This window comes from Burkholderia sp. GbtcB21, assembly GCF_019091065.1.
Classification (GTDB): Bacteria; Pseudomonadota; Gammaproteobacteria; order Burkholderiales; family Burkholderiaceae; genus Burkholderia; species Burkholderia pyrrocinia_C.
Genome location: NZ_JAGXKA010000002.1, coordinates 768,843 through 791,737, shown reverse-complemented (window position 1 = coordinate 791,737; position 22,895 = coordinate 768,843). Strand labels below are relative to the sequence as shown.

The 22,895-nt window shown below is 67.1% G+C and carries 21 protein-coding genes; 15 read left to right on the top strand and 6 right to left on the bottom strand.

Features of this window, described 5'->3' with window-relative positions; translation table 11 throughout:
- The first annotated feature begins 8 nt into the window (after positions 1 to 8).
- The 11 genes from mraY to lpxC all read left to right on the top strand — a co-directional run bounded on the left by mraY (position 9) and on the right by lpxC (position 12,627).
- On the top strand, positions 9 to 1,178 hold the full coding sequence (mraY, locus tag KVT39_RS07965; RefSeq protein WP_006477019.1) for a phospho-N-acetylmuramoyl-pentapeptide-transferase: 1,170 nt from the start codon (positions 9 to 11) through the stop codon (positions 1,176 to 1,178).
- Between the two features lie 28 nt (positions 1,179 to 1,206).
- Positions 1,207 to 2,718: a UDP-N-acetylmuramoyl-L-alanine--D-glutamate ligase gene (gene murD / locus KVT39_RS07960; protein ID WP_131947298.1), complete on the top strand. Its 1,512-nt coding sequence runs from the start codon at positions 1,207 to 1,209 to the stop codon at positions 2,716 to 2,718.
- Entirely contained in the window at positions 2,715 to 3,998 is a 1,284-nt protein-coding gene (ftsW, locus tag KVT39_RS07955; RefSeq protein ID WP_034182635.1) for a putative lipid II flippase FtsW, read from the top strand. Before murD ends, ftsW begins: the two co-directional genes overlap by 4 nt.
- Positions 3,995 to 5,098: an undecaprenyldiphospho-muramoylpentapeptide beta-N-acetylglucosaminyltransferase gene (gene murG / locus KVT39_RS07950; protein ID WP_034182636.1), complete on the top strand. Its 1,104-nt coding sequence runs from the start codon at positions 3,995 to 3,997 to the stop codon at positions 5,096 to 5,098. The genes ftsW and murG overlap by 4 nt, the downstream gene beginning before the upstream one ends.
- Positions 5,095 to 6,492 carry a UDP-N-acetylmuramate--L-alanine ligase gene (murC, locus tag KVT39_RS07945; protein WP_175963137.1) on the top strand — a complete coding sequence of 466 codons (1,398 nt, stop codon included), beginning with the start codon at positions 5,095 to 5,097 and terminating at the stop codon, positions 6,490 to 6,492. Before murG ends, murC begins: the two co-directional genes overlap by 4 nt.
- A gap of 1 nt (position 6,493) precedes the next feature.
- Positions 6,494 to 7,435 carry a D-alanine--D-alanine ligase gene (locus tag KVT39_RS07940; protein ID WP_217588325.1) on the top strand — a complete coding sequence of 314 codons (942 nt, stop codon included), beginning with the start codon at positions 6,494 to 6,496 and terminating at the stop codon, positions 7,433 to 7,435.
- Positions 7,436 to 7,454: 19 nt separating this feature from the next.
- On the top strand, positions 7,455 to 8,207 hold the full coding sequence (locus tag KVT39_RS07935) for a cell division protein FtsQ/DivIB (RefSeq protein ID WP_034182639.1): 753 nt from the start codon (positions 7,455 to 7,457) through the stop codon (positions 8,205 to 8,207).
- 26 nt (positions 8,208 to 8,233) lie between these two features.
- The gene (gene ftsA / locus KVT39_RS07930; protein ID WP_034182640.1) at positions 8,234 to 9,466 is read left to right on the top strand and encodes a cell division protein FtsA; all 1,233 of its coding nucleotides are present in this window, start codon (positions 8,234 to 8,236) and stop codon (positions 9,464 to 9,466) included.
- Between the two features lie 111 nt (positions 9,467 to 9,577).
- Entirely contained in the window at positions 9,578 to 10,774 is a 1,197-nt protein-coding gene (gene ftsZ, locus KVT39_RS07925; protein ID WP_006477012.1) for a cell division protein FtsZ, read from the top strand.
- A 188-nt stretch (positions 10,775 to 10,962) separates the two neighbouring features.
- The gene (locus tag KVT39_RS07920; protein WP_217588323.1) at positions 10,963 to 11,469 is read left to right on the top strand and encodes a peroxiredoxin; all 507 of its coding nucleotides are present in this window, start codon (positions 10,963 to 10,965) and stop codon (positions 11,467 to 11,469) included.
- Between the two features lie 240 nt (positions 11,470 to 11,709).
- Positions 11,710 to 12,627 carry a UDP-3-O-acyl-N-acetylglucosamine deacetylase gene (gene lpxC / locus KVT39_RS07915; RefSeq protein WP_105389884.1) on the top strand — a complete coding sequence of 306 codons (918 nt, stop codon included), beginning with the start codon at positions 11,710 to 11,712 and terminating at the stop codon, positions 12,625 to 12,627.
- Between the two features lie 77 nt (positions 12,628 to 12,704).
- Here the strand turns inward: lpxC and KVT39_RS07910 are convergent, their stop codons facing one another.
- Positions 12,705 to 13,184 (bottom strand): DUF721 domain-containing protein, encoded by a 480-nt coding sequence (locus KVT39_RS07910; protein WP_034182644.1) that lies wholly within the window; start codon positions 13,182 to 13,184, stop codon positions 12,705 to 12,707.
- Positions 13,185 to 13,439: 255 nt separating this feature from the next.
- Here KVT39_RS07910 and secA point away from each other — a divergent pair, with 255 nt between their 5' ends.
- The 4 genes from secA to KVT39_RS07890 all read left to right on the top strand — a co-directional run bounded on the left by secA (position 13,440) and on the right by KVT39_RS07890 (position 18,968).
- Positions 13,440 to 16,238 (top strand): preprotein translocase subunit SecA, encoded by a 2,799-nt coding sequence (gene secA, locus KVT39_RS07905; RefSeq protein WP_034182645.1) that lies wholly within the window; start codon positions 13,440 to 13,442, stop codon positions 16,236 to 16,238.
- Between the two features lie 144 nt (positions 16,239 to 16,382).
- Complete coding sequence (gene argJ, locus KVT39_RS07900) at positions 16,383 to 17,624, top strand: bifunctional glutamate N-acetyltransferase/amino-acid acetyltransferase ArgJ (RefSeq protein WP_034182646.1); 1,242 nt, start codon at positions 16,383 to 16,385, stop codon at positions 17,622 to 17,624.
- 19 nt (positions 17,625 to 17,643) lie between these two features.
- Positions 17,644 to 18,513, top strand: a complete 870-nt coding sequence (locus tag KVT39_RS07895) for an ATP-binding protein (RefSeq protein ID WP_034182647.1) — start codon at positions 17,644 to 17,646, stop codon at positions 18,511 to 18,513.
- Positions 18,510 to 18,968: an NUDIX domain-containing protein gene (locus KVT39_RS07890; RefSeq protein WP_034182648.1), complete on the top strand. Its 459-nt coding sequence runs from the start codon at positions 18,510 to 18,512 to the stop codon at positions 18,966 to 18,968. The genes KVT39_RS07895 and KVT39_RS07890 overlap by 4 nt, the downstream gene beginning before the upstream one ends.
- Before the next feature lie 60 nt (positions 18,969 to 19,028).
- On the opposite strand, the gene KVT39_RS07885 is transcribed toward KVT39_RS07890, so the two are convergent.
- From KVT39_RS07885 to KVT39_RS07865, 5 genes are all read right to left on the bottom strand, one after another.
- Positions 19,029 to 19,229, bottom strand: a complete 201-nt coding sequence (locus KVT39_RS07885) for a DNA gyrase inhibitor YacG (RefSeq protein WP_175750257.1) — start codon at positions 19,227 to 19,229, stop codon at positions 19,029 to 19,031.
- Between the two features lie 28 nt (positions 19,230 to 19,257).
- The gene (zapD, locus tag KVT39_RS07880) at positions 19,258 to 20,013 is read right to left on the bottom strand and encodes a cell division protein ZapD (RefSeq protein WP_034182650.1); all 756 of its coding nucleotides are present in this window, start codon (positions 20,011 to 20,013) and stop codon (positions 19,258 to 19,260) included.
- A 109-nt stretch (positions 20,014 to 20,122) separates the two neighbouring features.
- Positions 20,123 to 20,731, bottom strand: coding sequence for a dephospho-CoA kinase (coaE, locus tag KVT39_RS07875; RefSeq protein ID WP_034182651.1), 609 nt, complete (start codon positions 20,729 to 20,731; stop codon positions 20,123 to 20,125).
- 1 nt (position 20,732) lies between these two features.
- The gene (locus KVT39_RS07870) at positions 20,733 to 21,644 is read right to left on the bottom strand and encodes an A24 family peptidase (protein ID WP_034182652.1); all 912 of its coding nucleotides are present in this window, start codon (positions 21,642 to 21,644) and stop codon (positions 20,733 to 20,735) included.
- Between the two features lie 45 nt (positions 21,645 to 21,689).
- Positions 21,690 to 22,895 (bottom strand): type II secretion system F family protein, encoded by a 1,206-nt coding sequence (locus KVT39_RS07865; protein ID WP_175750256.1) that lies wholly within the window; start codon positions 22,893 to 22,895, stop codon positions 21,690 to 21,692.

Sequence of the window (22,895 nt, the reverse complement as noted above, 5' to 3'; positions counted from 1 at the left end):
AAGGAAGCATGCTGCTGGCGCTGGCGCAATGGCTGCAAGGAGACGCAAGCTTTTTGCGCTTGTTCACGTACCTCACGTTCCGGGCGGTGATGGCCACCATCACCGCGCTGGGGATCGGGCTCGTGTGCGGACCGTGGGTGATCCGCAAGCTGACGCAAATGAAGGTCGGGCAGGCCGTGCGCAAGGACGGCCCGCAGACGCACCTCGTCAAGTCCGGTACGCCGACGATGGGCGGCGTGCTGATCCTGATCGGCATCGCGGTCGCGACGCTGCTGTGGGGCGACCTGACGAACCGTTTCATCTGGATCGTGATGCTCGTCACGTTCGGTTTCGGCGTGATCGGCTGGGTCGACGATTACCGCAAGGTCGTCCACAAGGATCCGCGCGGGATGTCGTCGCGCGAGAAGTATTTCTGGCAGTCGGTGATCGGCCTGTTCGCGGCCGTCTACCTCGCCTTCAGCGTGTCCGAGGCGAACAACGTGCGCGTGTTCGACCTGTTCATGGCGTGGGTGCGCAGCGGGCTGTCGATGGGGCTGCCGGCCCGCGCCGACCTGATGCTGCCGTTCCTGAAGTCGATCAGCTACCCGCTCGGCGTGTGGGGCTTCATCGTGCTGACCTACTTCGTGATCGTCGGCGCGAGCAACGCGGTGAACCTGACCGACGGCCTCGACGGCCTCGTGATCATGCCGGTCGTGCTGGTCGGTGCGTCGCTCGGTGTGTTCGCGTACGTGATGGGCAGCGCGGTGTATTCAAAATACCTGCTGTTCCCACACATCCCGGGCGCGGGCGAACTGTTGATCTTCTGTTCCGCGATGGGCGGGGCAGGGCTCGCGTTCCTCTGGTACAACACGCACCCCGCGCAGGTGTTCATGGGCGACGTGGGCGCGCTGGCGCTCGGCGGCGCGCTCGGCACGGTCGCGGTGATCGTGCGCCAGGAAATCGTGCTGTTCATCATGGGCGGCATCTTCGTCGCGGAAACGCTGTCGGTGATGCTGCAGGTTTCGTGGTTCAAGTACACGAAAAAGCGCTACGGCGAAGGGCGGCGCCTGCTGAAGATGGCGCCGCTGCATCACCATTTCGAATTGTCCGGCTGGAAGGAAACGCAGGTGGTGGTGCGTTTCTGGATCATCACGTTGATGCTGTGCCTGTTCGGTCTGACCACCCTCAAGCTGCGGTAAAGGAAAGGTAACAAGGATGTCTGGCGAGATGTTTGGAGATCGGCAACGGCCGATGGTGCTCGTACTGGGGCTCGGGGAATCGGGTCTCGCGATCGCGCGATGGTGCGCGAGGCACGGGTGCCGGCTGCGGATTGCCGATACCCGCGAGGCACCGCCCAACCTTGCCGCGCTGCAGGCCGAAGGCATCGATGCGGAGTTCGTCGGCGGGCCGTTCGCGCCCGCGTTGCTCGACGGCGGCGTCGAGATCGTCGGGCTGAGCCCCGGCCTGTCGCCGCTCGAACCGGCGCTCGCGGCGCTGGTCGCGGCCGCGAACGAGCGCGGGATCGCGGTGTGGGGCGAGCTGGAATTCTTCGCGCAGGCGCTGCGCGCGCTCGGCACGAGCGGCTACCAGCCGAAGGTGCTCGCGATCACGGGCACCAACGGCAAGACGACGACGACGAGCCTCACGGGCCTGCTGTGCCAGCGCGCGGGCAAGAAGGTCGCCGTCGCAGGCAACATCAGCCCGGCGATGCTCGACCGGCTCGCGGGCGCGATCGACGAAACGGCGCTGCCCGACGTGTGGGTGCTCGAACTGTCGAGCTTCCAGCTCGAGACCGCACGCACGTTCGCGCCCGATGCGGCCGCGATCCTCAACATCACGCAGGACCACCTCGACTGGCACGGCAGCTTCGACGCGTACGCGCACGCAAAGGGCCGGATCTTCGGCGCGACGACGACGCGCGTGCTGAACCGCGACGACGCGGCCGTGATGAAGTTCGCGCCGGCAGCGGGCGTGGCCGACGCGCCGCGCACGGTCACGTTCGGCCTGAACGAGCCGACCCAGGACGGCGACTACGGGCTGTCGCGCGACAACGGCATCGCATGGCTGGTGGAAGCCGTCGATCGCGACGCGCCGGAGGAAGCGGCGCCGACCCGCCGGCGCAAGCGCGACGCCGCGCATACGCCCGACATCGCGCAGAAGCGCCTGATGCCGGCCGACGCGCTGCGGATTCGCGGGCTGCACAACGCGGCGAACGCGCTGGCCGCGTTCGCGCTCGCGCGTGCGATCGATCTGCCGGCTGCGCCGCTGCTGCACGCGCTGCGCGAATACCGCGGCGAAGCGCATCGCGTCGAAGTGATCGCGACGATCGACGACGTGGACTACGTCGACGACAGCAAGGGCACGAACGTCGGTGCGACGGTTGCCGCGCTCGACGGGCTCGCGCAGAAGATCGTGCTGATCGCCGGCGGCGACGGCAAGGGGCAGGATTTCGCGCCGCTGGTCGCGCCGGTCGCGCGCTGGTGCCGCGCGGTGATGCTGATCGGCCGCGATGCGCCGGCGATTCGCGACACGCTCGCCGAAACGGGCGTGCCGCTCGCCGATCACGCGACGCTCGAAGGTGCGGTGCATGCAGCGGCCGACCTGGCGGAGCCGGGCGATGCGGTGCTGCTGTCGCCCGCGTGCGCGAGCCTCGACATGTTCAGGAACTACGCCCATCGCGCGGACGTGTTCCGTGCGGCGGTCGACGAAATCGCCATCGACAAAGGAGCGACGCCATGAGCTGGTCCGATCGCCTCGTCTCCCGTTTCAACGACCGGCGCGATGCCGGCGGCAACGCCGCGGGCGGTCGCGTCGCGTCGGCCACGCGCGCCGCGACGGGCGGCCTCGCGAGCGTCGTCAACGGCGTGCGCCCGAGCCGCTCGCGGATGCTCGACTTCGATTATTCGCTGCTGTGGGTGGCGATCGCGCTGCTCGGGCTCGGCGTCGTGATGGTGTATTCGGCGTCGATCGCGATGCCGGATTCGCCGAAATACGCGTCGTATCACGATTACGCGTTCCTGATGCGTCACTGCGTGTCGCTCGTCGTCGCGTTCATCGCGGCCGTGATCGCATTCCGCGTGCCGGTGTCGACGTGGGACAAGTACGCGCCGCATCTCTTCCTGATCGCGCTCGTCAGCCTCGTGATCGTGCTGATCCCGCACGTCGGCAAGGGCGTGAACGGCGCGCGCCGCTGGATTCCGCTCGGCATCACGAACATGCAGCCGTCGGAAGTCATGAAGCTCGCGGTGACGATCTATGCGGCGAACTACACGGTGCGCAAGCAGGAATACATGCAGAGCTTCGCGAAGGGCTTCCTGCCGATGGCCTGTGCGGTGGGTCTCGTCGGCGCACTGCTGCTGCTCGAGCCGGACATGGGCGCGTTCATGGTGATCGCCGCGATCGCGATGGGCGTGCTGTTCCTCGGCGGCGTGAACGGCAAGCTGTTCGGCGGCCTCGTCGCGACGGCAGTCGGCACCTTCACGATGCTCGTGTGGCTGTCGCCGTGGCGTCGCGAGCGGATCTTCGCGTATCTCGATCCGTGGGACGAGCGCTACGCGCAGGGCAAGGCCTACCAGCTCACGCACTCGCTGATCGCGTTCGGCCGCGGCGAGTGGTTCGGCGTCGGCCTCGGCGGCAGCGTCGAGAAGCTGAACTACCTGCCCGAAGCGCATACCGACTTCATCCTCGCGGTGATCGGCGAGGAGCTCGGTTTCATCGGCGTGATGGTCGTGATCCTGCTGTTCTACTGGATCGTGCGCCGCGCGTTCGAGATCGGCCGCCAGGCGCTCGCACTCGACCGCACGTTCGCCGGGCTGACGGCGAAGGGCATCGGCATCTGGTTCGGCGCGCAGACGTTCATCAACATGGGCGTGAACCTCGGGCTGCTGCCGACCAAGGGCCTGACGCTGCCGCTGGTGAGCTACGGCGGGTCCGGCATTCTGCTGAACTGCGTCGCGCTCGCGGTGCTGCTGCGGGTCGACTACGAAAACCGGGTGTTGATGCGCGGAGGGAAGGTATGACCTCCTCGCGACGCACGCTGATGGTGATGGCAGGCGGCACCGGGGGCCACGTGTTCCCGGGGCTCGCGGTTGCGCACCGGATGGAAGCGGCGGGCTGGCGCGTCGTGTGGCTCGGCAATCCGGCCGGGATGGAAGCGACGCTCGTGCCGAAGCACGGCATTCCGATGGAGTACGTGCGGTTCGGCGGGCTGCGCGGCAAGGGCCTGAAGACCAAGCTGACGCTGCCGTTCAACCTGCTGCGCGCGTGCTGGCAGAGCCTTGGCGCGCTGCGCCGCGTGCGGCCGGACGTCGTGCTCGGGATGGGCGGCTACATCACGTTCCCGGCGGGCGTGATGACCGCGCTGTCGGGGCGTCCGCTCGTGCTGCACGAACAGAATTCGATCGCGGGCCTGACGAACAAGGTGCTCGCGAAATTCGCGAAACGCGTGCTCGTCGCGTTCCCCGGCGCACTGCCGCACGCGGAATGGACCGGCAACCCGATTCGCACGGAACTTGCGCGCGCGGAAGCGCCCAAAGCACGCTATGCATCGCGCAGCGGCCCGCTGAACGTGCTGGTCGTCGGCGGCAGCCTCGGCGCGGCTGCGCTGAACGAAGTCGTGCCGCGTGCGCTCGCGCTGCTGGCGCCGGGCGAACACCCGCGCATCGTGCACCAGGCCGGCGCGAAGCATATCGACGCGCTGAAGGCGAATTATGAAGCGGCCGGTTTCACGGCCGGCGATGACGTGCGGCTCGTGCCGTTCATCGATGACATGGCGGCCGCGTATGCGGCGGCGGATCTCGTGATCTGCCGCTCGGGCGCGATGACGGTGTCGGAGATCGCGGCGGTGGGCGTGGCGGCGCTGTTCGTGCCGTTCCCTTACGCGGTCGACGATCACCAGACGACCAACGCCGCGTTCCTCGCCGATGCGGGCGGGGCGGTGCTGGTGCAACAACGCGACCTGTCGGCGGATTTGCTCGCCGACTGGCTGCGCGGCCAGACGCGGGCGTCGCTCGCGGACATGGCGGAGCGTTCGCGCTCATTGGCGAAGCCCGAGGCCACCGATGAAGTCGCGCGCGTTTGCGCGAAGGTGGCCGGCGCGAACCTGGAAATATTGCAATGAAACATATCGTCAAACACATTCATTTCGTCGGGATCGGCGGCGCGGGCATGAGCGGCATCGCCGAAGTGCTCGTCAACCTCGGCTACGAGGTCAGCGGCTCGGACCTGTCGCGCAACGCGGTGACCGATCGTCTCCAGGCGCTCGGCGCGCGGATCGCGATCGGCCACGACGCGGCGAACATCGAGGGCGCGAACGCGGTCGTCGTGTCGACGGCCGTGCGTTCGGACAACCCGGAAGTGCTGGCCGCACGCCACCAGCGCGTGCCGATCGTGCAGCGCGCGGTGATGCTCGCCGAACTGATGCGCCTGAAGCAGGGGATCGCGATCGCCGGCACGCACGGCAAGACCACGACGACGAGCCTCGTCGCGAGCGTGCTCGCGGCAGGCGGCCTCGATCCGACCTTCGTGATCGGCGGGCGGCTGATCAGCGCCGGCGCGAACGCGCGGCTCGGCACGGGCGACTTCATCGTCGCCGAGGCCGACGAGTCGGACGCGTCGTTCCTGAACCTGTATCCGGTGATCGAAGTCATCACGAACATCGACGCCGACCACATGGACACCTACGGCCACGATTTCGCGCGGCTCAAGCAGGCGTTCATCGAATTCACGCAGCGCCTGCCGTTCTACGGCAGCGCGGTCGTGTGTGTCGACGATCCGAACGTGCGGCAGATCATCCCGTTCATCTCGAAGCCGGTCGTGCGCTACGGCCTGTCGCCGGACGCGCAGGTGCGCGCGGAAGACATCGATGCGCGCGACGGCCGGATGTATTTCACGGTGATCCGCGAAGGGCGCGCGCCGCTCGCGGTCGTGCTGAACATGCCGGGCCTGCACAACGTGCAGAACGCGCTCGCGGCGATCGCGATCGCGACCGACCTCGGCGTGGCGGACGACGCGATCCAGCAGGCGCTGGCGGAATTCAACGGTGTCGGCCGGCGCTTCCAGCGTTACGGCGAAGTGCCGACCGCGGACGGCGGCCAGTACACGCTGATCGACGATTACGGCCATCACCCGGTCGAGATGGCCGCGACGATCGCGGCCGCGCGCGGCGCGTTTCCGGGCCGCCGCCTCGTGCTGGCGTTCCAGCCGCATCGCTACACGCGCACGCGCGACTGCTTCGACGATTTCGTCAACGTGCTGTCGACGGTCGATGCGCTGGTGCTGACGGAAGTCTACGCGGCCGGCGAGGCCATGATCGCGACGGCCAACGGCGACGCGCTGTCGCGCGCGCTGCGCGCGGTGGGGAAGGTTGACCCGGTGTTCGTCGCGACGGTCGACGACGTGCCGGACGCATTGGCGAAGGTCGCGCGGAACGGCGACGTGGTGATCACGATGGGCGCGGGTTCGATCGGCGGCGTGCCGGCGAAGCTCGTGCAGAACACACAACAGAAGGCATGACATGAGCGGGATCGATCCGAAACGTTTCGGCAAGGTGGCGGTGTTGTTCGGCGGCGAATCCGCCGAGCGCGAGGTGTCGCTCACCTCGGGCCGCCTCGTGCTGCAGGGCCTGCGTGACGCGGGCGTCGATGCGCATCCGTTCGACCCGGCCGAGCGGCCGCTGTCGGCGCTGAAGGACGAAGGCTTCGTGCGCGCGTTCAACGCGCTGCACGGCGGCTACGGCGAGAACGGCCAGATCCAGGGCGCGCTCGATTTCTACGGGATCCGCTACACGGGCAGCGGCGTGCTCGGGTCGGCGCTCGGTCTCGACAAGTTCCGCACGAAGCTCGTGTGGCAGCAGACGGGCGTGCCGACGCCGCCGTTCGAGACGGTGATGCGCGGCGACGATCTCGCGGCGCGCGCGACCGACATCGTCGCGAAGCTCGGCCTGCCGCTGTTCGTGAAGCCGGCGAGCGAAGGCTCGAGCGTCGCGGTGCTGAAGGTGAAGACGGCCGACGCGCTGCCGGCCGCGCTGCAGGAAGCCGCGACGCACGACAAGATCGTGATCGTCGAGAAGAGCATCGAGGGCGGCGGCGAATACACCGCGTGCATCGCCGGCGATCTCGACCTGCCGCTGATCAAGATCGTGCCGGCGGGCGAGTTCTACGACTACCACGCGAAATACGTTGCCGACGATACGCAGTACCTGATCCCGTGCGGCCTGCCGGCCGAACAGGAAGCGGAGCTGAAGCGCATCGCGCGCCGCGCGTTCGACGTGCTCGGCTGCACCGACTGGGGCCGCGCGGATTTCATGCTCGACGCGGCCGGCAATGCGTATTTCCTGGAAGTGAACACCGCCCCCGGGATGACCGACCACTCGCTGCCGCCGAAGGCCGCACGCGCGGTCGGCATCAGCTATTCGGAGCTGGTCGTGAAGGTGCTGTCGCTCACGCTTAACGACTGACGCAGGAACGAAACGACGTATGTGGAACAACGTTCGCCAACTCAACCTTGCCGCCAGCGCGCTGTACGCGCTGCTGCTGCTCGTGTTGGCGGCGGCCGGCTGCTACTGGCTGATCCAGCGCCCGACGTTCGCGCTGCGGGAAATCCGGATCGACGGCGACACCGAGCACATCAACTCGCCGACGGTGCGCGCGGGCGTGGTCGGCCGGCTGAAGGGCAATTTCTTCACGGTCGATCTCGATACGGCGCGCGCCGCATTCGAGCAGATGCCGTGGGTGCGGCACGCGAGCGTGCGCCGGGTGTGGCCGAATGCGCTGGCTGTCACGCTCGAGGAGTACAAACCGCTCGGGACCTGGGGCAGCGACCAGCTCGTGAGCGTCGACGGCGAGCTGTTCACCGCGAACCAGGGCGAACTGGACAAGGAACTGCCGGCGTTCGACGGCCCGGAGGGCAGTGCGAAGGAAGTCGTCACGCGGTATCGCGACTTCGGGAAATGGTTTGCGCCGCTGAAGGCGGCGCCGGAAGAAGTGACGCTGTCGGCGCGGTACGCGTGGACGGTGAAGCTGTCGAACGGCATGCAGGTCGAGCTGGGCAAGGAACGCAACAGCGACACGCTGCATGACCGGAGCCAGCGCCTTGTCGCGGCCTGGCCGGCCGTCACGGAGCGTTGGGGCAACGACATCGAGTACGCGGACCTGCGCTATCCGAACGGATTCGCGATTCGCGCGGCAGGCATGCGGTTCCTGACCGATACCGACAAGCGCAAGAAGTAACGAGAGATCACACGCAAGAGCACTTTATGAGCAAAGACTACAAGGATCTGCTGGTTTCCCTCGACATCGGCACGTCGAAGGTGGTGGCCATCGTCGCCGAGCTGAAAGGCGAGGGTCACTACGAGGTGATCGGCCTCGGCCAGAGCGAGTCGAAGGGTCTGAAGAAAGGTGTGGTGGTCAACATCGAGGCCACCGTGCAGTCGATCCAGCGCGCGCTCGAGGAAGCCGAGCTGATGGCCGACTGCAAGATCACCAACGTGTTCACGGGGATCGCGGGCAGCCACATCCGCAGCTTCAACTCGAGCGGGATGGTCGCGATCAAGGACAAGGAAGTCACGCAGACCGACGTCGCGCGCGTGATCGAGACCGCGAAGGCGATCAACATCCCGACCGACCAGCAGGTGCTGCACATCCTCACGCAGGAATTCATCATCGACGGCCAGGAAGACGTGCGCGAGCCGATCGGGATGAGCGGCATCCGCCTCGAGGTGAAGGTGCACATCGTGACGGGCGCGGTGAGCGCCGCGCAGAACATCGTCAAGTGCGTGCGCCGCTGCGGGCTGGAAGTGAACGACCTGATCCTGCAGCCGCTCGCGTCGTCGCTGGCCGTGCTGACGGAAGACGAGAAGGATCTCGGCGTGGTGCTGGTCGACGTCGGCGGCGGCACGACGGACATCGCGATCTTCGCCGAAGGCGCGATCCGCCACACCGCGGTGATTCCGATCGCCGGCGACCAGATCACGAGCGACATCGCGATGGCGCTGCGCACGCCGACGCCGGATGCGGAAGACATCAAGGTCGGCTACGGGATCGCGAAGCAGGCGCTCGCCGATCCGGACGAGATGGTCGAAGTGCCGGGCCTCGGCGAACGCGGCCCGCGCACGCTGTCGCGCCAGGCGCTCGCGGCCGTGATCGAGCCGCGCGTCGAGGAACTGTTCTCGCTCGTGCAGCAGGTCGTGCGCGAGTCGGGTTACGAAGAACTGCTGAGCTCCGGCGTGGTCATTACCGGCGGTGCCGCGATGATGCCGGGCATGGTCGAGCTCGGCGAAGACATTTTCCTGAAACCGGTGCGCATCGGCGCGCCGGAGTATGCAGGCGGCCTCTCCGACGTCGTGCGCAATCCGCGCTACTCGACGGCGATGGGGCTGCTCGTCGAAGGCAGTGCTCAGCGCATGCGCGGCCGCAAGGTCGCCGTGCAGTCCGGCAACGCGGGGCAGGTTTTCTCGCGGATGAAGGAATGGTTCCTGAGCAATTTCTGACGAACCGAATCGAAATTCGCGCTGGTGCCGGCGGCTGGCGCGCGACAGGGGGTTGCCCGATCTCCTGCCGAATAACGGCCGATTAGCAGTCATTCTCTTGACGGAGGCAACATGGAATTCGAAATGCTGGAAACCGAGACCAACGGCACCATCATCAAGGTGGTCGGCGTTGGCGGCGCTGGCGGCAATGCCGTCCAGCACATGATCAACCGCGGCGTGCAGGGCGTCGATTTCATCGTGATGAACACGGACGCCCAGGCGCTGTCGCGTTCGCGTGCATCGTCGGTGATCCAGCTTGGCAACACGGGCCTCGGCGCCGGTGCGAAGCCGGAAATGGGCCGTGCGGCAGCGGAAGAAGCGCGCGAGCGCATCGCCGACGCACTGCGCGGCGCGCACATGGTGTTCATTACGGCCGGCATGGGCGGCGGTACGGGCACGGGCGCGGCACCGGTGGTCGCGCAGATCGCGAAAGAGATGGGCATCCTGACGGTCGGTGTCGTCAGCAAGCCGTTCGAGTTCGAAGGCGGCAAGCGGATGCGCGTCGCCGAAGCAGGTTCGCAGCAACTGGAGGATCACGTCGACTCGCTGATCGTCGTGCTGAACGACAAGCTGTTCGACGTGATGGGCGACGACGCCGAGATGGACAAGTGCTTCCAGTGCGCGGACGACGTGTTGAACAACGCGGTCGCAGGCATCGCCGAAATCATCAACGTCGACGGCCTCGTGAACGTCGACTTCGAAGACGTGAAGACGGTGATGGGCGAGCAGGGCAAGGCGATGATGGGCACGGCGACGGTCGCCGGCGTCGATCGCGCACGCCTCGCGGCGGAACAGGCCGTGGCGAGCCCGCTGCTCGAAGGCGTCGATCTGTCGGGCGCGCGCGGTGTGCTGGTCAACATCACGTCGAGCCGTTCGCTGCGCCTGTCGGAAACGCGCGAAGTGATGAACACGATCAAGAGCTACGCGGCGGAAGATGCCACGGTGATCTTCGGTGCGGTGTACGACGACGCAATGGGCGATGCGTTGCGCGTGACGGTCGTGGCAACGGGTCTGGGCCGTGCGGCGAAGAAGCAGCAGTCGGCTCCGATGACGCTGCTGCGCACGGGTACGGACAACCAGCCGGTCAGCGCGGTGTCGCATGGCTATGCGCAACCGCATCACGTCAGCACGGCCGACTACGGCGCGCTCGATACGCCGGCGGTGTGGCGCAACTCGCGCGAAACCGCGGCATCGCACGTGCAGGCGCTGCAGGAGAAGGGTGTCGACACCTACGACATCCCGGCTTTCCTGCGCAAGCAGGCTGACTGACGCAAACACAGGCGAAGCCGCGGCGGAATCGCCGCGGTATCGCCGGCGTGACGGATGCTGCGGACCACGACAGGCCGCGTCGGATGCGACGCCGGGCCGGGAAACGTGCCCTCTTCGCTTCGGCGGGGCGGGATGGGCCGTGCTGTCCGCAACACGCCGAAAAACCGTATCGCTATGAGGGACCAGCCATGATTCAAGTGGGCGACGCGCTGCCCGACGTGCAGTTGTTCGAGTTCATCGACGACGCGCGCGAAGGGTGCACGCTGGGGCCGAATGCCTTCAGCGTGCGCGACCAGGTTGCGGGAAAGCGGGTGGTGATCTTCGGATTGCCGGGCGCTTTCACGCCGACCTGCTCGGCGCAGCATGTACCGGGCTACGTCGAACACGCCGAGCAACTGCGCTCGGCGGGTATCGACGAGATCTGGTGCGTGTCCGTCAACGACGCATTCGTGATGGGCGCATGGGGACGTGATCTGCACACCGCGGGCAAGGTGCGCATGATGGCGGACGGCAGCGCGGCTTTCACTCATGCGCTGGGGCTGACGCAGGATTTGTCCGCGCGTGGCATGGGAATTCGTTCCCTGCGCTACGCGATGGTGATTGACGGCGGTGTGGTCAAGACGCTGGCCGTCGAGGCGCCGGGCAAATTCGAAGTGAGCGATGCGGCGAGTGTTCTCGCGACGTTGACGTCCTGATCATGCGGTGCGCCGTTGCCTGCCGGCAACGCTGCTCACCGGCCTCAGGACAGTTGTAACACGGGCTGATGACCGGAAACGCCTCCGTTCCGGGCATCGGCCCGTCCCGTATCGGCGCGGGTAAACTGCCGAAACAGATTGATACGCAGTTTCAAACAGCGTTGAATAGGGAATTACGCTATAATCCCATCTATCGAATATAACTCCTGATTGATATCTTCAATCAAGACGAAGAACACCATGCTGAAGCAGCGCACCATCAAATCGATCGTGAAGACCGTGGGTATCGGTCTGCACTCGGGCCGCAAGGTCGAACTGACGCTCCGTCCGGCGGCGCCCGGCACGGGCATCGTCTTCTCGCGCGTCGACCTGCCCACGCCCGTCGATATTCCCGCATCGGCCATGTCGATCGGCGACACGCGGCTCGCGTCGGTGCTGCAGAAGGATGGCGCGCGCGTGTCGACCGTCGAGCACCTGATGTCGGCGTGCGCGGGGCTCGGCATCGACAACCTGTATGTCGACGTGACGGCCGAGGAAATCCCGATCATGGACGGCAGCGCCGCGTCCTTCGTGTTCCTGATCCAGTCCGCCGGCATCGAGGAGCAGAACGCGCCGAAGCGGTTCATCAAGGTGACGAAGCCGGTTGAAATCCGCGATGGCGACAAGTTCGCGCGTCTCGATCCGTTTTTCGGCTTCAAGCTGAAATTCACGATCGACTTCCGTCACCCGGCCGTCGACAAGACCGGCCAGGAACTCGAGGTCGATTTCGCGAACACGTCGTACGTGCGCGAGATCGCGCGCGCGCGCACGTTCGGGTTCGCCCATGAAGTCGAAATGATGCGCGAGCTCGGCCTGGCGCGCGGCGGCAGCATGGACAATGCGATCGTGCTCGACGAGTACCGGATCCTGAACAACGACGGGCTGCGCTACGACGACGAGTTCGTGAAGCACAAGATGCTCGACGCGATCGGCGACCTGTACGTGGTCGGCCATCCGCTGCTGGCGTCGTACACCGCGTACAAGTCGGGGCACGGGCTGAACAACGCGCTGCTGCGCGAACTGCTCGCGCACGAAGACGCATACGAGATCGTCACGTTCGACGATCCGCAGGCCGCGCCGAGCGGCTTCGCGTTCGACGCGCAGACTGCGTTCGCCTGACCGGCGTTCGACACCAGCGATAAAAAAACGGCCTGCGGGCCGTTTTTTTTATTGGCAGGCCGCCGCCGGCGGCGCGCTCAGCGCGGCGATTTCGCGCCGTGCCGGGCCGCCATCCTCGCGAGCGCGGCCTGCAGCGGCGACGGTTCGAGGTGGTCGGCGAGGTCGCGCAATGCGGCGGCACCGACCGAGGTCATCCGCGCCTGCTTCACGTGCGGCGGCTCGGGCGCGTCCTTCGGACGCACGCGCACGCGCAGCGTCGCGACGGGCCAGCCGCGCTTCTGGAGATCGCCGAGCAGCCGCGGCTCGACCTGCCGCAGCCGCGCGGCCAGCGCATTGTGTGCGGCAAAGAGGGTCAGGGTGCCGTCCTTGACGAAGCCCGGTTCGACATGATTCGCAAGATAGTCGGGCAGGAGCGCGGACAGATCGCGCTGCAGCGACGCGATCTGCTCGACGCCGGCGCGCAGCGCAGTGAACGCGTCGGTGCGGCCGAGAACTTCGGACACGGGTTGCGGGCGATGCGCGGCGAGCGGGCCGAAACGCTTGGAAAATCGGTTCATCGAGGCATTCTTCGGGCGCGCACGCGCGCGGACGTTGACGCCGATTGTACCCGCGCCGGCCCGTGCACGGGCGGCTTTCGCCCCGTCCGCCCGGCCTCGGCGCGCAATGCCCGTCCGGCCGAGACGCGGGCGCACGCGCCCCCGCGTGCTAAAATTCACCGTTTGAGTCCACTAATTCGCTAAGCCGCCGAGGCTCGGGCGTCGAGGCGCGCAACACGCGCCGGACGCCGGTGCTGCGACGCAGGATCCGATCCGATGACAACCGGTTTTCTCCAGAAAATTTTTGGCAGCCGCAACCAGCGGCTCGTCAAGCAATACCAAAAGACCGTCACGACGATCAATGCGCTCGAAACGCAGATCGAGAAGCTGACGGACGACCAGTTGCGCGGCAAGACGGATGAATTCCGCCAGCGGGTCGCGGCCGGCGAGTCGCTCGACAAACTGCTGCCCGAAGCGTTCGCGGTCTGCCGCGAGGCGAGCCGCCGCGTGCTGAAGATGCGGCACTTCGACGTGCAGTTGATCGGCGGCATGGTGCTCCACTACGGCAAGATCGCGGAAATGCGCACCGGCGAAGGCAAGACGCTCGTCGCGACGCTGCCCGTGTACCTGAATGCGCTGGCCGGGCGCGGCGTGCACGTCGTGACCGTCAACGACTACCTCGCGCAGCGCGACGCCGAATGGATGGCGCGCCTCTACAACTTCCTCGGTCTGTCGGTCGGCATCAACCTGTCCGGCATGGAGCACGACCAGAAGCAGCAGGCCTACGCGGCGGACATCACGTACGGCACGAACAACGAGTTCGGCTTCGACTACCTGCGCGACAACATGGTCTACGAGACCGACGCGCGCGTGCAGCGGGCACTGAACTTTGCGGTCGTCGACGAAGTGGACTCGATCCTGATCGACGAGGCGCGCACGCCGCTGATCATCTCGGGGCAGGCCGAGGATCACACCGAACTGTACGTGCGGATGAACGCGCTGCCGCCGCTGCTCGAGCGCCAGATCGGCGAGGAGAAGGCCGACGGCACGGGCGTCGAGAAGCCGGGCGACTACACGCTCGACGAGAAGTCGCGCCAGGTGTTCCTGACGGAATCGGGCCACGAGAAGGCCGAGCGGCTGCTTGCCGAATGGGGCCTGATCGGCGATGGCGAGAGCCTGTACGCGCCGCAGAACATCACGCTGATGCACCACGTGTACGCGGCGCTGCGCGCCCACACGCTGTTCTACAAGGACCAGCACTACGTCGTGCAGAACGGCGAAGTGGTCATCGTCGACGAATTCACGGGCCGCCTGATGGCCGGCCGCCGCTGGTCCGACGGCCTGCACCAGGCCGTCGAGGCGAAGGAACACGTGAAGATCCAGAGCGAGAACCAGACGCTCGCATCGATCACGTTCCAGAACTACTTCCGGATGTACGCGAAGCTCGCGGGCATGACGGGTACCGCGGATACCGAAGCGTACGAATTCAACGAGATCTACGGTCTCGAGACGGTCGTGATCCCGACCAACCGTCCGCCGAAGCGGATCGACAAGCAGGACCAGATCTACAAGACGGCCAAGGAGCGCTACGACGCGGTGATCCGCGACATTCGCGACTGCTACGAGCGCGGCCAGCCGGTGCTGGTCGGCACGACGTCGATCGAGAACTCCGAGCTGCTGTCGCACCTGCTGAAGCAGGCCGGGCTGCCGCACGAAGTGCTGAACGCGAAGCAGCACGAGCGTGAAGCCGCGATCGTCGCGGAAGCCGGGCGTCCGAAGCGCGTCACGATCGCGACCAACATGGCCGGTCGCGGCACCGACATCGTGCTCGGCGGCAACGCCGAGAAGCAGGCCGCGTTCATCGAGGCCGACGAAGCGATCCCGGCCGACGAAAAGGCGCGCCGCATCCAGCAGCTGCACGACGAGTGGGAAACGCTGCACGAGCAGGTGAAGGCCGCGGGCGGCCTGCACATCATCGGCACCGAGCGCCACGAATCGCGCCGGATCGACAACCAGCTGCGCGGCCGTGCGGGCCGCCAGGGCGATCCGGGCTCGTCGCGCTTCTACCTGTCGCTCGACGATCCGCTGCTGCGCATCTTCGCGGGCGATCGCGTGCGCTCGATCATGGATCGCCTGAAGATGCCGGAAGGCGAGGCGATCGAGGCCGGCATCGTCACGCGTTCGATCGAATCCGCGCAGCGCAAGGTCGAAGCGCGCAACTTCGACATCCGCAAGCAGCTGCTCGAATACGACGACGTGTCGAACGACCAGCGCAAGGTCATCTACCAGCAGCGCAACGAACTGCTCGAAGCACACGACATCACCGAGACGATCACCGCGATGCGCCACGGCGTGATTACCGAAGTCGTCCGCCAGTTCGTGCCGGAAGGCAGCATCGAGGAGCAGTGGGACGTGCCCGAACTCGAGGAAGCGCTGCGCAACGACTGGCAGCTCGACCTCGCGATCCAGGAAATGGTGAACGAGTCGACGTCGATCACGGCCGAGGAGATTCTCGACGCCGTGACGACGGCCGCCGACGAGCAGTACGACGCAAAGGTCGCGATGGTCGGCCGCGAATCGTTCAGCGCGTTCGAGCGTTCGGTGATGCTGCAGACGGTCGACCGCCTGTGGCGCGAACACCTTGCGGCGCTCGATCACCTGCGCCAGGGCATCCACCTGCGCGGTTATGCGCAGAAGAACCCGAAGCAGGAATACAAGCGCGAAGCGTTCGAGCTGTTCGCCGCGATGCTCGACGCGATCAAGCAGGAAGTCACGCGGATCGTGATGAACGTGCAGATCCAGTCGCCGGAGCAGCTCGAGGAAGCGGCCGAGCAGATCGAGGAGCGCGGCGGCCATCTCGAGAACGTCGAGTATCAGCACGCCGAGTTTGCCGAAGCCGCCGCGCCGGTGGCCGGCGGGGCAGCCGTTGCGGCTGCTGCTGCGACGGCCGACATGGTCGGCAGCGCAATGGCCCACAGCGGCCCCGGCGGCGAGCAGCCGAAGGTCGGCCGCAACGATCCGTGCCCGTGCGGCAGCGGCAAGAAGTACAAGCACTGTCACGGGAAGCTGTCATGATCGACGGCGGCGCGCGTCACGCGCGCCGCTTCGTTCGCAGCTTCGAGTGAGTGATGTGAGTTGCGGCGGCCCGCGCGTGCGGCCGCCGGTTCTTCCAATCGATGCCGGCGTGTGCCGGCATTTTCCATCCGGCAGGTGTGCCCCATGGCTGTCAATTTTCCGTCGATCGATCCCGCCCAACTGCATCCCGTCGCCGGCGTCACGCTCGGTTGGGCGGAAGCGAACATCCGCAAGCCGAATCGCAAGGACGTGCTGGTCATCTCCGTCGACGAAGGGGCGACGGTCGCGGGCGTGTTCACCGAAAACCGTTTCTGCGCCGCGCCGGTCACCGTCTGCCGCGAGCATCTGGCGAAGGTGCGCGCGGGCGGCGCGGGCATTCGCGCGCTTGTCGTGAATACGGGCAATGCGAATGCCGGCACCGGCGAGCCGGGCCTCGTGAACACCCGCGAGACCTGCACGGAACTCGCGCGCCTCGCGGGCATCGAGCCGGCGCAGGTGCTGCCGTTCTCGACCGGCGTGATCCTCGAGCCGCTGCCGATCGACCGCCTGAAGGCCGGCCTGCCGGCCGCGCTCGCGAACCGCAAGGCCGCGAACTGGTTTGACGCCGCGCAGGCGATCATGACGACCGACACGCTGCCGAAGGCAACGTCGCGCCAGGTCGCGATCGATGGCCATACGGTTACGCTGACGGGCATCAGCAAGGGCGCCGGCATGATCAAGCCGAACATGGCGACGATGCTCGGCTTCCTCGCGTTCGACGCGAACGTCGCGCAGCCGGTGCTCGACACGCTCGTGAAGGAAGTCGCCGACCGCTCGTTCAACTGCATCACGATCGACGGCGACACGTCGACGAACGACTCGTTCATCCTGATCGCGTCGGGCAAGAGCACGCTGCCTGCAATCACGTCGACCGATTCGCCGGCCTATGCAGCGCTGCGCAATGCGGTGACGGAAGTCGCGCAGGTGCTGTCGCAACTGATCGTGCGCGACGGCGAAGGCGCGACGAAATTCATGACGGTGCAGGTCGAAGGCGGCAAGAGCGTCGCCGAATGCCGCCAGATCGCGTACGCGATCGGCCATTCGCCGCTCGTGAAGACGGCCTTCTACGCATCCGACCCCAACCTCGGCCGGATTCTCGCGGCGATCGGCTATGCGGGCGTCGCGGATCTCGACGTCGGCAAGATCGACCTCTATCTCGACGACGTGCTCGTCGCGAAGGCCGGCGGCCGCAATCCGGCCTACCAGGAAGAGGACGGCCAGCGCGTGATGAAGCAGAGCGAAATCACGATCCGCGTGCTGCTCGGCCGCGGCGACGCGCAGGCCACCGTGTGGACGTGCGACCTGTCGCACGATTACGTGAGCATCAACGCGGATTACCGCTCCTGATCGGGAGTGTTCGAACGACATGGACAAGCTTGAACAGTTTCTGACGCGCGCGGAAGCGCTGCTCGGCCGGCTCGAGGGGATGCTGCCGCCCACGCCGGCGGCCATCGACTGGAACGCCGCGCACGCGTTCCGCTGGCGCAAGCGCCAGGGGCGCGGCTACCTGCAGCCGGTGCCGGCCGTATCGTCGATCACGCTCGGCGACCTGTACAACATCGATCGCCAGAAAGGGCTGATCGAACAGAACACGCGGCAGTTCGTGCAGCAGAAGCCGGCCAACAACGTGCTGCTGACCGGCGCGCGCGGCACCGGCAAGTCGTCGCTGATCAAGGCGTGCCTGAACGCGTATGCGAAGGACGGGCTGCGCCTGATCGAAGTAGACAAGGACGACCTGCACGATCTCGGCGACATCGTCGACCTGATCTCGCAGCGTCCCGAGCGGTTCATCGTGTTTTGCGACGACCTGTCGTTCGAGGAAGGCGAATCGGGCTACAAGGCGCTGAAGGTCGCGCTCGACGGCTCGATCGCCGCGCAGTCGGACAACGTGCTGATCTACGCGACGTCGAACCGCCGCCATCTGCTGCCCGAGTACATGAGCGACAACGAGTCGTACAAGCATCTCCCGGATGGCGAGATTCATCCCGGCGAAGTCGTCGAGGAGAAGATCTCGCTGTCGGAGCGCTTCGGCCTGTGGGTCAGCTTCTATCCGTTCAAGCAGGACGACTACCTCGGCATCGTCGCGCACTGGCTGCGTCATTTCGGCTGCGCGGATGCGGAGATCGAGTCCGCGCGCGGCGACGCGCTCGTATGGGCGCTCGAGCGCGGTTCGCGGTCGGGACGCGTCGCGTGGCAATTCGCGCGCGACTGGTCGGGTCGCAAGGAGCAGGCATGAGCACGGATTTCGCACAGGGCGCCGTGCGCGCGCCGGATGGCCGCAAGGTGACGGAAGTCGCGGTCGGCGTGATGGTGCAGCCGGATGGCCCGGTCGGCCGCTGCCGTTACCTGCTCGCGCAGCGGCTGCAGGGCAAGCCGTATGAAGGCTACTGGGAGTTTCCGGGCGGCAAGCTGGAGGCCGGCGAGAGCGTCGAGGACGCGCTGGCGCGCGAACTGCACGAGGAGCTCGGCATCGTCGTCACGGCGAGCCATCGCTGGCACACGCTCGAACACGATTATCCGCACGCGTACGTGCGGCTTTATTTCTGCAAGGTGACGGGCTGGACCGGCGAGCCGCACAGCAAGGAAGGGCAGGCGTTCGTGTGGCAGCAACTGCCGGTCGACGTCGCGCCGCTGCTGCCGGCGGCGCTGCCGGTGCTCGAACTGCTCGAGAAGGAAGCGGCGTCGCAATGATGCCGCGGCGGCCTGCCTGAAAGGCGGGCCATATCGCCGGCGGGCGGTGCCGCGCGCCGATCAGCTGTCGCGGCGGTCGTCCGTGCCGTCTTCTTCCGACGAAGGGCCTTCGTCGGACGTACCGCCGATCCGGTACTTTTCCGCAGCCCAGGCGCCGAGGTCGAGCTGCTTGCAGCGGGCCGAACAGAACGGGCGGAACTGATTTTCAGGGGTCCAGCGCACTTCGGCGCCGCACGACGGGCATTTCACAACGGTAGTCATACGAAAGCGTCGATCCGGCACGCGGCCGTTACAGATTGCACAGAGTCAGGTGGAACGGTACGTCGATGTCCACCGCGCGCGGCCGCACATCGCCGTCCTGCATGGTGAACCGTACCCACAGCATGTATTTGTTCGCGCTCGCTTCGGGAATGACGCGCAATTCCGGCGGCACGCGCACCTGCATCAACTGGTACGTGCGGCCGGACAGCATCTGCTGGTAGCTGCCCTGCATCGCCATGACCTTCGACGCCTGGCCCGATTCGCGCGCGAGGCGCAGCACGATCGACGCGGCGTCGCGCAGCGGCAGCATCGGCATGATCCACTTCGCGATGTCCTGGCGCCGCTGCTCGGCGGGCCATTGCTGCCACGCGTAGTACGACGGCAGGTCGAACTTGCAGGTGCCGCCGGGAATCACCGCGCGACTGCGGATGCTGGCGAGCCACTCGTTGTCGATGAGGTGCTGCCCGGTCTTGCCCTGCATCTGCGCGAGATTCGCGAGCGTCTGCTCGATTTCGCCGAGCACGGCTTCGAGCGCGTTCTGCTCGATGCCCGGATTACCGCGAAAGGGGGCGAGCGTCTGGCGCTGACGTTCGAGCTCCTTCATCAGATCCGATTTCAGGTCCGCGCGGCCGGTTACTTCGGCGATTTCGAACAGCGTCGTTAGCGCGACGTGGTGTTCACGCGGGTCCTCCTGAGCCAAGAAGAACGCGAAGCGCTCGAACAGGTCTTCGAGGCGCAGCAGCGTGCGAATTCGCTCGTTGAACGGATACTCGTAAAGAATCAAGCGCGCTCGCCTCTAGGGTAGGAATTGAAACAATGCAGCACATTCTAATGCTCACTCTCTACCCTAGCAACGCACCAATTTCGTACGCCATCACGATCGCGCACGAGGGTCAGTGCGCGGCGGCCGCGAATCCGAGATAGCGTTGGTGCAGCGCATCGACCTGCGCGGCGAGCGCATCGGGCGTCGTCGCGTCGTTGACGATCACGTCGTCGGCCGCCGCGAGACGGGCTTCGCGCGTCGCCTGTCTCGCGATGATCGCCTCGACCTGCTCGCGCGTGAACCCGTTGCGCTGCATCACGCGCGCGATCTGCGTCTCGACCGGGCAGTCGACGACGAGCACGCGATTGCTGCGCGCCTTCCAGTTGCCCGACTCGACGAGCAGCGGCACGACGAACATCACGTACGGGCCCTGCGCTTCGCGTGCGTCGCGATCGGTTTCCGCGCGGATCAGCGGATGCGTGATCGCTTCGAGGCGCCGGCGCGCGTCGTCGTCGCTGAAAATCAGTGCACGCATCTTCGCGCGATCGAGCGAACCGTCCGCGGCAACGAAGCCGCGGCCGAATGCCTGTTCGATCGCAGGCATCGCGAGGCCGCCCGGCGCGGTGATGCGGTGGGCGATCAGGTCGGTATCGACGAGCGATGCGCCGCGGGCGCCGAACAGGTCCGCGACGGTCGTCTTGCCGCTGCCGATGCCGCCGGTGAGTCCTACTGCGAACATGTCAGCCTCCGAGCGCCGCGTAGAAAGGGGTGCCGAAAAACAGCGTCGCGACGCCGCCCGCCGCGAGGAACGGGCCGAACGGAATCGGCTCCTCGAAGCGCATGCGGCCGCGCCAGGTCGCGACGAGCCCGACGGTCGCGCCCGTCACCGCGGCGAACAGCACGACCTGCGGCAGTGCGGCCCAGCCCATCCACGCGCCGAGCGCGGCGAGCAGCTTCAGGTCGCCGAAGCCGATGCCCTCGATGCCGCGCAACCATTTGAACAGCCAGTAGATCGACCACAGGAACAGGTAGCCGGCCATTGCGCCGATCACGGCCGAGCGCAGCGACGTGAACGTGCCGCCGAGGTTCAGCACGAGCCCGGCCCAGAGGAGCGGCAGCGTCATCGAATCGGGCAGGTAGCCGGTGCGGATATCGATCGCGCTCATCGCCAGCAGCGCGGCGCACAGCGCGAAGGCGGCAAGCGCGGCGACGGTCGGGCCGAACGCGGCGAGCGAGCCGGCGGCGAGCAGTGCGCACGCGAGTTCGACGAGCGGATAACGGATGCCGATCGCGTGGCCGCAGCGGCGGCAGCGTCCGCGCAATATCAGGTAGCTGACGAGCGGGATGTTTTCCCATGCGCGCAGCACGTGGCCGCAATGCGGGCATGCGCTGCGCGGGCGCCACAGATCGTAGCGCGGCGGATAACCGTCATCGGGGGCGGTGCCGGCGTTGCCGGTCGCTTCGGCGATCTCGGCCTGCCATGCGCGCTGCATCATCACGGGCAGCCGGTGCACGACCACGTTCAGGAAGCTGCCGATGCAAAGGCCGATGACGACCGCGAACGCATACTGCAGCGCGGGCGGCAGCATCGCCAGCGCGAGCAGCGTGCTCTCGGGCGAATCGGGAACGGCGGACAGGGGCGCGGGCGTCATGAGGCTCAAGGTTCGGACTAAAAGGCGACAGAATCGGTTGCGATGCTACACCACGTTGCCGAGCTGAAGGATGGGCAGATACATCGCGATCACGAGGCCGCCGACGAGTGCGCCCAGTACGATCACGATCAGCGGTTCGCCGAGCGCCGCGAGCGTATCGAGACGCGCGTCGAGCTGGCGTTCGCACAGCGCGGCGAGGTCGGCGAGCATCGTGTCGAGCGCGCCGGTCTCCTCGGCGACGGCGATCGGCTGCACGACGTCGTCCGGAAAGCAGCCGGCCGACTGCATCGCATCGGCGAGACGCGCGCCGCGCAGCACGCGTGCCGCGATATGCGCGGTGGCCTGCTCGAACACCGGATGGCCGGCCGTGCGCTCGAGCGTGGCGAAGGCGTCTGCGAGCGGCACGCCGGCACCGAGCAGCGTCGCAAGCGAGCGGCACCAGCGTGCGGCTGCGAACCGCGTGAGCGCGCTGCCTGCGAGCGGGGCGTGCAGCAGGCGCCGCGCGAGCGCATGGCGCAGCGGCGCCGAGCGCCGAAGCGCGTGATGAGCGGCAAGCCCCGTTGCCGCGGCACCGGCCACGAGCACGCTGCCCCACGCCGACAGCGCGGAGGACAGCGCAAGCAGTGCGCGGGTCGGCGCCGGCAGTGCGGTGCCGAAACCGTCGAAGATCTGCCGGAACGTCGGCACGACCCATACCATCAACGCAGCCGAGATCGCGAGCGCGAACAGGATGACGGCTGCCGGATACGCGAGCGCGGCACGCAGCTTGCGCCACTGCGCGTCGGCGCGCTCGCGGTGTTCCGCGACCCGTGTCAGCACGATGCCGAGCGAGCCGGACGCTTCGCCGACCTCGATCAGCTGGCGATACAGCGTGCCGAACTGCGCGGGATAGCGGGCGAGCGCATCGGCGAAGCGCTGCCCGCCGACGATCTCGCGGGCGAGGCCGGCGGCGATGCGCGGCACGCCGTCGCGCGTGCGCGTGCGCGCGAGCATCTCGAGCGACGGCGCGAGCGGCAGCCCGGCCTGCAGCAGGCTCGCGAGCTGGCGCGTGAAGCGCGTGATGTCGCGTGCGCCGGCCGTCGGCGGCCGGGCCGGCCCGCGGACGTCGAGCGACAGCACCGCGATGCCGTCGCGCGCGAGCGCGGCGCGCGCAGCCGCGGCGTCGAAGGCGATGACGGCCCCGCGGCGCGGCGTGCCGTCACGGCGGCGGCCGCGCCACGCGAAGCGGGTTTCGCGCGGCGGTGTGCGCAT